Source organism: Synechococcales cyanobacterium T60_A2020_003, assembly GCA_015272205.1.
In the GTDB taxonomy this organism is placed as follows: Bacteria; Cyanobacteriota; Cyanobacteriia; order RECH01; family RECH01; genus JACYMB01.
In genome coordinates this window covers 1-9,040 of sequence record JACYMB010000004.1, presented here as the reverse complement: position 1 = coordinate 9,040, position 9,040 = coordinate 1, and the positions used below count along the sequence as shown (strand labels likewise).

Sequence of the window (9,040 nt, the reverse complement as noted above, 5' to 3'; positions counted from 1 at the left end):
TCGCCGCTGGAGGCATTACGCCCCTCCTCTTTGCCGGATTACTGCAACTTGGGTCGCCGCCGCGTCGCTCGGATACCTATGCGCCCAACGTGAGCTATGGCGATCGCTCCTCATCTTGGCAATCCCCAACGCCGCGTGATCGCAAACCATCGCCAGAGGATCGCCCCTTTGACCGCAGGGCAGTAGATGCCGCATCAACCGCTGCCGCCCGCGAAGTTTGGGAAGATCAGGAGTGGGAGCCCTATTCAACGCCCCAGTCGGAACGTCAATCGCGCCAAACGATCGCTCGCTCTGCCACAGCAGCAGCGTCCACACCAGCCGATAGCTGGGAAAATCGTCAGCCCCTCAATCTCAATTCTTGGGAGGCTTGGGGCACGAATCGATCACCAGTTTTTTCGGAGGCTCAGTCCTCAGAGTACGCTCGGCGTTCAGCGGAACCGTCTGCCTACCGTCCTCCTGCGGATTATGTGCCGCCCGTTGTGGATGCCGAAGTGGTGCCTCCAGACTTGCCCTACGCCGATGCGGAAGAAGACGCCTACTACGTCGAGGACGAGGTAGACGCGAGAGAGTATGACGCCAAGTATGGACGCGATCGCTCAGAGAATTACTCAGACGACGAGTATCCGTATTCAGACGACGATGGCGATCGCCCAGAGGACTACTCAAACGATTATTCCGACAGGTATTCCGAGCGTCTAGAGGATGAAACTCAGGAGCATTATCGTCCCTCAGCGGATGACTACGACGACTACGACGATTACGCATCCCGCTATGAGGAGGGCGATTCTCCAGAGGAGGATATCCCGGCAGTTCCGCCCTATCGGGAACCGGGAACGATCTTTGAATGGCCTGTTCAACCAGACGAGGAGTCCCCAGATGAGGCTGAATCTGAGACTGGGGATGTTTGGGAATCCTGGTCGGATTCTACATCCCAAGCCGGGAGCGATCGCCCTCCAACCGAATCCGAGCCTGAATCCGATATTTGGGATGACTGGGACGACGAGCCTTCCACAGAGTCCTCCGCGTCTGATGATGCATCACCCAGCCGGAAGAGCATCACGGAGGTACAGCGTCAGCCCGTAGTGCAGAAACAGTCGGGAACCGTTTATTCCTACACCTATCGCAACACTGAAGATGCAGACTCGGTCGCTGAAGCCTCGACGGAGCAAGACGCCGATCGCACCACCGAAAACCGAGTCCTGATCACACCCCCGTCACCCTCCACAGAAGGTTCTGAACCTCCAAGCGGCGATTGACATGGGATGGCTGAACTTTAAAGCGTGCCGAAGGAGGCGATCGCCCCGGTTAAGCGCTCAATCACCTGATCCACAGGCATCACACCCAGATCCCCCGACGCACGGGTACGGATACTCAGCGCATTGGCCTCGACTTCCTTCGCACCGATCACCGCCATCACCGGGATTTTTTCCTTCTCGGCATTGCGGATCATCTTGCCCAAGCGTTCGCCGCTTTCATCCACCACGGCACGAATACCGAGCGATCGCATTTTGGCAGCTACGTCTCGCGCAAAGGGCAGAAACTCTTCCGTAACCGCAAGCAAACGCACCTGTTCTGGAGCCAACCACAGCGGGAAATCGCCCGCGTATTCCTCAATCAAAATACCGACCAGGCGTTCCAGGGATCCAAACGGGGCACGGTGAATCATCACAGGGCGTTGCCGTGTGCCGTCCTCCGCCATGTACTCCAAGTCAAACCGCTCTGGTAGGTTGTAATCCACCTGTACCGTTCCCAACTGCCACTCCCGTTCCAGGGCATCCTGCACCATAAAGTCCAGTTTGGGGCCGTAGAAAGCCGCTTCACCAATGCCAACAAAGTGGGGCAAGTTCAAGGTTTCCGCCGCCCGTCGAATCGCGTTCTCGGCTTTAGTCCAGGCGTCATCACTGCCGATGTACTTATCGGAATCGGGATCGCGGAAGCTTAGACGAGCCTTGAAGTTGGTCAGATTTAGCGCCTTGAATACGGACTGAATCAGGTCTACCACTTTCAAAAACTCATCATCAAGTTGCTCTGGGGTCACAAACAGGTGGGCATCGTCTTGGGTGAAGCCGCGTACCCGCGTGAGTCCCCCCAGTTCGCCCGACTGTTCGTAACGGTAGACCGTGCCGAACTCTGCTAGGCGGATGGGTAATTCGCGATAGGAGCGCAGGCTGGACTTGTAAATTTGGATGTGGAACGGGCAGTTCATTGCCTTCAGCACAAAGCCTTCTTCGTGACTGCGGGCATCCTCATCCTCGACCATGATCGGAAACAGATCGTCCCGATACTTTTGCCAGTGCCCCGACGTTTTGAACAAATCCACCCGTCCGATGTGGGGGGTCACCACAGGCTGATAGCCCCGCTTCACCTGTTCCTGCTGGAGGAAGTCTTGCAAGGTCGATCGCAAAACCGTACCCTTGGGCGTCCACAGGGGCAAGCCAGGGCCAACCTGATCCGAGAAGATGAAGAGCCCTAATTCTTTACCCAGCTTGCGGTGGTCGCGATGGAGGGCTTCTTCCTTGCGCCGCTTGTATTCGGTCAGTTGCTCTGGGGTTTCCCACGCCGTGCCGTAAATGCGCTGGAGTTGGGCTTTGGTTTCATCGCCGCGCCAATAGGCTCCGGCCACGGTTTCAAGCTCGATCGCCCCTGGATCGATATCTGCCGTACTCTCAACGTGGGGGCCTGCACAGAGATCCCACCATTGATCGCCGAGATGGTAAATCGTGATCGGTTCCGATTTAATATCCGCCAAGATTTCTAGCTTGTAGGGTTCACCCAGAGCTTTGATTCGCGTCTCCGCCTCTTCGCGACTCACTTCCTCCCGAATCACCGGAAGGTTGCGCTTGATAATTTTGACCATCTCTTTTTTGATGGCCTTAAGATCCTTTTCGGTAAAAGCGTCGGGCACATCAAAGTCGTAGTAGAACCCGTTTTCAATCCAAGGGCCAATGGTGACCTGCGCCTTGGGAAACAGCTTCTGGACAGCCATGGCCATGACGTGGGAGGTCGTGTGGCGAATTTTCTTGAGATGTTCGGATTCGCTGGTTTTGGGAAGGCGAATGGGCTTTGCAGATTCAGCTTGGTCAGCCTGGATAGAAGCAACGTCGTTGGCCATTGATCAAACGCTTTTCGAGCGACAACAGGATAAAATACGGGCGTAGTACGCTTGTAGCACATTGATGGTGCGATCGCCCACCCCTCTAGCCTCTATCTTATCGAGCGATCGCCCCTTGCCACTGAATTTCCTAACCTGACCTTCCAACAGGAAAACCCCCAGCTCAATTACTTGAGGCCGAGGGTTTGAATCAGGGTGCATCTACCACTCATCTGTTCGCGTATTTCTCGCTACGATCCGGATAGATTTGAAAAAATGCTGTCGAAATCATTTTTGGTTGAAGTGGCATGTCCTGGCGGGAGATTCGTTAGCCGTTAGTTGTGGATAGGTGCTGTGACAGATTGTAATTTGGCTGGTAACTTTTCAAACCTGCCTCCGTCAAGGAAAGGAATGGTGCATCCTTGATGAATCAGTGGGCAGAAATTTGGTTAGGAGAGCGCAAACGCCGTGACCCAAGAGTTTCATATCTCAGTAACCCCCGTTGGTAATGGTGAATATTTGGTGCGAACCGAACAGGTTGCACCGGGGGTTCCCTTAGCAGAAGAACAGGTCTTCTGGGCAGTTGAAGACTGGCTGGAACAGGCGCGACAACTGATGACCGATCCGCTGGTGGGGATGCTCCAAGGCGATAACGTCGAGCGGGTGAAGGGTGGACTCGGAACCGAGTCTGATCGAGGGTCGCCCCTAACCCTGCGGGATTTGGGCAAACGGCTTTACAGTAAACTCTTTCAGGGAACGCTTCGCGATAGCTGGGTGATTGCTCAAGGCATTGCCCAACATCGTAAGGAAGTGCTGCGACTCCGGCTAGGACTCAAGGGAACATCACTGCTGCAACTGCCCTGGGAAGTCATGGCTGAGGGCGATCGCGATCTCCACGGTGCAGGCATTCGCACGATCGCCACCGGAACCGACGTTCTCTTTTCGCGATATCAACCGGGCATTAGCTTACGACCAGAGCGCGATCGCCTTCAAGCTACCGGGACTCACCATCCGCTGCGAATTTTGATGGTGATTGCCACCCCGCGCGACAGCGATCAGCTTGCCCTGACCACCGAAGCCGAGCAACTTCAGCACGAGCTAAAACAACCGATAGAGGCCGCCACATCCGCCCACGCCCTTGCCAACATCGAACTCACGATTCTGCGCCAGCCCGGACGAGAGCAACTGACCCAGGCTCTAGAACAGAGTCGGTATCAAGTGCTTCACTACGCAGGCCACAGCAATTTGGGCGAGGCGGGAGGAGACTTGTACCTGGTCAACGAACGCACCGGACTGACAGAACTCCTGAGCGGCGATGATCTCGCTGGATTGCTGGTGAACAACGGGATTCAGATGGCTGTGTTCAATTCCTGTCGTGGAGGCTATACCGCTGCACTCGATCGCACCCGATCGCGCGATCGCAATTTGGCAGAAGCCCTAGTCAGTCGCGGGATTCCCGCCGTCTTAGCGATGGCAGAACGGATTCCCGACGATGTGGCCTTAGTCCTGACTCGCCTGTTCTACCGCAACTTGAAGCTGGGCTATCCGGTGGATCTCAGCCTGAGTCGGGCACGGCAGGGGCTCATTTCCTCCTATGGTTCCCATCAGCTTTACTGGGCGCTGCCCACCCTCTACCTCCATCCCGATTTTGATGGCTACCTGTACGGGGGCGATCGCACCATCACTAATCCTGCCGATCGTCTTCTGCACTCTACGGACTGGATGACGGAGTTGGAATCGCTTAAAGGCCGAGCCAGTTTGGTCGAATCCGTTCAGGACACCGAGGAGTTAGACCTAGACGACGATCTGGGCGATGAATCCTGGGAACAGGCAGAAACCGTCGCGAGTTTGGTACGCCAACTCGAAGATGAGATTCCCGTTTCTACAGATACGGTCGCGGTGGTCATGGGAACGGCGGTGCATTCCCCCTCCGAGCCATCCTCTACGGAAGCGGTGGCCTCGTCCTGTCCGGCGATCGCCCCACCATCCAAGTCCTCAACGTCTAAGTCAAACCCTGGACAGCAGAAAACCCCCAAACGGCACCGAACCGCTTGGATAGGGGCAGCCGGACTATTGGCGATCGCCTTACTGGGTGGGCTGTGGTGGCGATTCCCGCAGGTGATGAACGGGATGTGGACGGTCGATATTCCAGGCTTAGCGATGGAACCCTCTCCGTCGCCCGATCCCCGATCCATTTCCCAGGTGGATTGGGATACTGAAAACCCGAAGGCCGTCACCCAACTGGCGATCCGCCTGTTCAACCAGGGCGATATGCTCACCGCCCAGGATGCCGTGGAGAGTTTGCTGAATCGAGGGGCGATGGATGAAGCGAAGACGGCTCTGGAGGCAGTGCCCATCGAATCTCAAAATGATGCCACCGTGCATTTTCTTAGGGGACGGTTGCTCTGGAACGGCATCCAGTCTGGGGACTCGGCGGTTCGGGTTGCTGATGCGCGGCAAGAATGGCAGAAAGCGGCTCAGTTGCGACCCAGCGAGCCAAACTACTGGATTGCCCTAGGTTTTGCCTACTACGCCGAGGATCAACCCTACGACGCGATTCAGTCTTGGCTGAAAGCTCTGGATATTTTTGAAAGCCAGTCTACTCCGCTCCAAACCTCTGCGACGGCTGCCGATCCAGCTACGGCGGCGATCGCCCCTGCAAACACCCCTGCCCTCAGCCCCGATCTGCAAAATCTCTATGGGGGAATAGCCATTGGCTTCTTTGCCCTCTCGAAACAACAACCGCCAGAGCAGCAAACCTTTCTCCGCGAGAAGGCGATCGCCATCAACCAGTCTATTGCTCAACCTCCGTTTGATCCGGCTCAAAGCGATCTGCAATGGCTGTGGAGCACGCCAGCCCTAGAGCAATGGCGAGCGTTACAAAAGATGAACTAAGCAAAGGGCGATCGCGCCAATGGTGGCATCCCCTATATCTCAAAACCGATACGCCACAAGCAGTGTACTGGTTCTTGCGAGTCATCGTGCGGGGCAACCTTCACCCCATGATTCATCCGCACAAGACTCAAACGTTAAGGAAAGAATAGTTCTCGCTCAATTCGCGGCTAAACCTCGTATGGTTTTGAAAGAGAGGTGCTTTAGTGCGCCCCATACACTATTTGTTTCGATCGCCCTATGTCAAATCCTACGATTGAATCCATCCTGCAAGAGAAACGATTATTCAATCCATCCGCTGAGTTTTCGCAACAGGCTCATATCCACAGCATGGAGCAGTACGAAGACCTGTTCAATCGCGCCAAAGCGGATCCCGAAGCGTTTTGGGCCGAGTTAGCTCAGCAGGAACTCGACTGGTTCGAGCCTTGGCAAACCGTTCTAGATTGGCAGCCTCCGTTTGCGAAATGGTTTGTCGGCGGCAAACTCAATATTTCCTACAACTGTCTCGATCGCCATCTCAAAACCTGGCGGAAAAATAAAGCCGCATTGATCTGGGAAGGTGAACCGGGTGACTCTCGCACCCTGACCTACGCCCAACTGCATCGGGAAGTGTGTCAGTTTGCCAATGTCCTAAAACAACTCGGAGTTAAGAAAGGCGATGTGGTGGGTATCTACATGCCGATGATTCCCGAAGCGGCGATCGCCATGCTGGCCTGTGCCCGGATTGGTGCGCCCCATACGGTCGTCTTTGGCGGGTTTAGTGCCGAAGCCCTGCGCGATCGCCTCAATGATGGGAAGGCGAAGGTCGTCGTGACTGCTGATGGGGGCTGGCGGAAGGATGCGATTGTTCCCCTCAAAAATCAGGTGGATAAGGCGATCGCCGATAACGCCGCACCCACCGTCGAGCATATCCTCGTCGTTCGCCGTACCGAACAAGAGATTTCGATGGTGGAGGGGCGCGATCACTGGTGGCACGACCTCCAAAAAACCGTATCTACTGACTGTCCGGCAGAACCGATGGACAGTGAGGACACCCTATTTATCCTCTACACCTCTGGCAGCACAGGCAAACCCAAGGGGGTCGTCCACACCACCGCCGGATACAACCTCTACACCCACATAACCACTAAATGGATCTTTGACCTCAAAGATACGGATGTGTACTGGTGTACGGCAGACGTCGGCTGGATTACCGGACATAGCTACATCGTCTACGGCCCCTTATCGAACGGTGCCACATCCTTGATGTACGAAGGTGCGCCCCGCCCCTCCAATCCTGGATGCTTCTGGGATGTGATCGAAAAGTACGGCGTCAACATCTTCTACACCGCACCCACCGCAATTCGTGCCTTCATCAAAATGGGCGAAGACCTCCCCAATGCCCGCGACCTGTCCTCCCTGCGCCTGTTGGGAACCGTAGGCGAACCCATCAATCCCGAAGCCTGGATGTGGTATCACCGGGTCATTGGGAAAGAGCGTTGCCCGATTGTCGATACCTGGTGGCAGACGGAAACAGGCGGCATCATGATCACCGCTCTACCGGGCGCAATTCCGACAAAACCCGGTTCGGCTACTCGTCCGTTTCCTGGAATTCTGGCGGATATTGTTGACCTGGATGGGAATCCCGTTCCCGATAACGAAGGGGGCTATCTCGTGGTGCGGCATCCGTGGCCGAGTATGCTGCGAACGGTCTACGGTGATGACGCCCGCTTCCGCCGCACCTACTGGGAGCATATTCCCCCGAAGGATGGACAATACATGTACTTCGCAGGGGATGGTGCCCGCCGTGACGAAGACGGCTATTTCTGGGTGATGGGACGGGTCGATGATGTGATCAGCGTGTCGGGTCACCGCCTCGGAACCATGGAAATTGAGTCAGCCCTGGTGTCCCATCCCGCCGTGGCCGAGGCTGCCGTGGTCGGGAAGCCCGATGAGGTGAAAGGGGAAGAAATCGTTGCCTTTATTACCCTAGAAGGCGATTATGAGCCCAGTGACGAATTGGTGAAAGCGCTGAAACAGCACGTTGTGGCTGAAATCGGGGCGTTGGCTCGTCCGGGGGATATCCGCTTTAGCGATGCCCTACCCAAAACGCGATCGGGTAAGATTATGCGCCGCTTGCTGCGATCGCTCGCCGCAGGTCAAGAGGTCTCTGGGGATACGTCTACCCTGGAGGATCGGTCTGTACTCGATAAACTGCGTCAGGGAGGATAGGCACAAATGGCGATCCTGATAATGTCGAGTAGCTGATGCTCTTTGCTCCGGGGGGCTCGCGGGGCTGCTCGCGGGGCAAAGGGAGGGAGTCAGAATACTCGCATCGTTGGACTGGCTCATGGCTGTCTCCTCAGCAACTTGGTTACTGCCTTTAGCCTACGCCCTATTTTTATGCGTTTGCTCTACTCCAGAACCTTAACCCTCGCATCAGTGCCCCACTTTTCGTGTATTCTATGCAGGAATGGCGATCGCCCCTCCTCTGTTCTATGCTGAAATCAAATTCCCTTAAACACCGATTATATAGCTGTTGCCAGCTAGCTTAGGACATGGACATTTTTTCGCCGCCCCACCAAAATGTCCTAACCGATATGGCTAGCGCTATAGGTACGGGCGGGTTTAACAGACAGCTCCTAGCAAGTACCGAAGATGAACGGCAAAACCCGCCCCTATCCATGGGATTGATCATTCATTAACCGGATTTGATATGAAATCCCTATCCACCCTTGACTGGAACCGTTGGCTCCAACGCTTAACCCCCTATCTTTTTTTGCTGCCAGCGCTGCTGGTCTTGGGATTAACCGTTTTTTATCCCGCCGTTCAAGCGTTTTTGCTCAGCTTTACCAGCTACGGGTTTGATATTACCCAGCCCCCTCAGTGGATTGGGCTGGACAATTTTCACACGCTATTGCGCGATCCGGTATTTTGGAAAACCCTAATCAATACGGTAATCTATCTGGTTGTGGTTGTCCCAATTCTAGTGATCTTGCCCTTGGGATTAGCAATCCTGGTAAACCGTGCGCTGCCAGGAATGCACTGGTTCCGCGCCGCCTACTACACGCCCGTCGT

At 55.4% G+C, this 9,040-nt stretch carries 7 protein-coding genes; 5 read left to right on the top strand and 2 right to left on the bottom strand.

Features of this window, described 5'->3' with window-relative positions; genetic code table 11:
* Positions 1-1,256 (top strand): hypothetical protein (locus IGR76_00125; protein MBF2076954.1); only part of this gene is annotated, 1,256 nt, incomplete at its 5' end.
* 17 nt (positions 1,257-1,273) lie between these two features.
* On the opposite strand, the gene IGR76_00120 is transcribed toward IGR76_00125, so the two are convergent.
* Both IGR76_00120 and IGR76_00115 read right to left on the bottom strand, forming a co-directional pair.
* Positions 1,274-3,112, bottom strand: a complete 1,839-nt coding sequence (locus IGR76_00120; GenBank protein ID MBF2076953.1) for a threonine--tRNA ligase — start codon at positions 3,110-3,112, stop codon at positions 1,274-1,276.
* 3 nt (positions 3,113-3,115) lie between these two features.
* A complete protein-coding gene (locus tag IGR76_00115) occupies positions 3,116-3,313 on the bottom strand; it encodes a hypothetical protein (GenBank protein MBF2076952.1) in 198 nt (65 codons plus the stop codon).
* 246 nt (positions 3,314-3,559) lie between these two features.
* On the opposite strand from IGR76_00115, the gene IGR76_00110 reads away from it, so the two are divergent.
* The 4 genes from IGR76_00110 to IGR76_00095 form a co-directional block, all read left to right on the top strand.
* Positions 3,560-5,986, top strand: a complete 2,427-nt coding sequence (locus tag IGR76_00110; GenBank protein MBF2076951.1) for a CHAT domain-containing protein — start codon at positions 3,560-3,562, stop codon at positions 5,984-5,986.
* Entirely contained in the window at positions 5,959-6,135 is a 177-nt protein-coding gene (locus IGR76_00105; protein ID MBF2076950.1) for a hypothetical protein, read from the top strand. The genes IGR76_00110 and IGR76_00105 overlap by 28 nt, the downstream gene beginning before the upstream one ends.
* An 88-nt stretch (positions 6,136-6,223) precedes the next feature.
* Positions 6,224-8,194, top strand: coding sequence for an acetate--CoA ligase (gene acs, locus IGR76_00100; protein MBF2076949.1), 1,971 nt, complete (start codon positions 6,224-6,226; stop codon positions 8,192-8,194).
* Between the two features lie 484 nt (positions 8,195-8,678).
* Positions 8,679-9,040, top strand: a 362-nt coding sequence (locus IGR76_00095; protein MBF2076948.1) for a sugar ABC transporter permease, incomplete at its 3' end; no start/stop codon positions are given.

Coding starts and splice junctions, on each gene's coding strand:
- IGR76_00120 (MBF2076953.1), bottom strand. CDS start 3,112: ATGGCCAACGACGTTGCTTCTATCCAGGCTGACCAAGCTGAATCTGCA.
- IGR76_00115 (MBF2076952.1), bottom strand. CDS start 3,313: ATGCACCCTGATTCAAACCCTCGGCCTCAAGTAATTGAGCTGGGGGTT.
- IGR76_00105 (MBF2076950.1), top strand. CDS start 5,959: ATGGCGAGCGTTACAAAAGATGAACTAAGCAAAGGGCGATCGCGCCAA.
- acs (MBF2076949.1), top strand. CDS start 6,224: ATGTCAAATCCTACGATTGAATCCATCCTGCAAGAGAAACGATTATTC.